Consider the following 1331-nt stretch of genomic DNA (forward strand, 5'->3'; position numbering starts at 1 on the left):
GCGAGGTCGCTGCGCTCGAGCACCACCGCCGTGCAGGCATCGCCGAAGATGAAGTGGCTGTCTCGGTCGGTGAAGTTCAGGTGCGCCGAGCAGATCTCGGGATTGACCACCAGGGCACGCTTGACCCGGCCCGCGGCGATGGCACTGGCGGCGCTCTCGATGGCGAAGGTGGCCGAGCTGCAGGCCACGTTCATGTCGAACCCGTAACCCGACGCGCCGAGCGCCTCCTGCACCTCGACGGCGAGCGCCGGGTAGGCGCGCTCGAGGTTGGAGCAGGCGACGATCACGAGCTCGATGTCGATCGCATCGACGCGGGCACGCGCCAGCGCCTCACAGGCGGCGCTGGTGGCCATCTCGCACTGCAGCGAGGGCTCGTCGTTGGTGCGGCGGGGCAGTCTCGGACGCATGCGCTCGGGATCGAGAATGCCTTCGGCGTCCAGCACGTAGCGGCTCTTGATGCCCGAGGCCTTCTCGATGAATTCACTGCTCGAGTGGGCGAGCGGTGCGCGCTCGCCGGCCGCGATCTCGTCGTGAAACCGTTCGTTATGGCGATCCACGTAGGTATTGAACGCCGCGACCAGGGTGTCGTTGTCGATGGCGTGCGCCGGGGTATAGAGCCCGGAGCCGGTAATCACTACGTCGTGCATGTCGTTCTCCCGTTGGCGGCCGTCTACCGGCGCGTGATCTCTTCCCACTGCTTCTCGAGACGTTTGACCGATACCGGCATCCTGGTGCCGAGCTGCTGGGCGAACAGGGAGACGCGAAGCTCCTGGAGCCACCAGCCGAAGGTCACCAGCGCCGGGTCCTCGACCCGGCCCCGGCGCTCGCTTTCGCGCCGGGTGTCGAAACGAGCCTCGAGCGCCTGGACGTCGTTCATCATCATCTGGTCGCGGCCACGCTCGCGAGGGGCCTTGTCGAGGCGGATCAGCGCGGCTTCGAAGTAGCGCGGATACTCGCCCAGCCACTCCCCCGCATCACGGATGAAGCCAGGATAGACCAAACGCTGCATCTGCGCGCGCACATCGCCGTAGACCAGCGCCAGGGCGAAATTGAGGCTCCCCTTGAGCCGCTTGCTGACCTCGAGATGGCCCTTCAGCGCCGCCTCGACCTCGCCAAGCAGCGCCTTGGCGCGCTCGACGAGCTCGCCTTTCACCTCGTCAAGCCGCGCCTCCAGCTCGCCCGCCGAACGCGGCAGCGGATCGACGGCCACGCCCTGGGTGAACACCGCCAGGAGCACGTCGTCGATGAACGCGGACTTGGCGCCCACGTTGGTGAACAGCAGCGCCCCCTTCTCCATGGCCGGCAGCGCCTTGATCGCCTTGACCAGCGCC

At 67.4% G+C, this 1331-nt stretch carries 2 protein-coding genes; both read right to left on the minus strand.

The window, feature by feature from the left end; all coding sequences use genetic code 11:
* The coding region (locus tag BIS11_RS17770) for a beta-ketoacyl-ACP synthase III (RefSeq protein WP_253586750.1) at positions 1-647 on the minus strand (647 nt) is incomplete at its 3' end.
* Positions 648-670: 23 nt separating this feature from the next.
* Positions 671-1331: DUF3418 domain-containing protein (locus BIS11_RS17775; protein WP_253586751.1), on the minus strand; the 661-nt coding region annotated here is incomplete at its 5' end.

This window comes from Halomonas sp. 707D4, assembly GCF_024158685.1.
Lineage (GTDB): Bacteria > Pseudomonadota > Gammaproteobacteria > Pseudomonadales > Halomonadaceae > Vreelandella.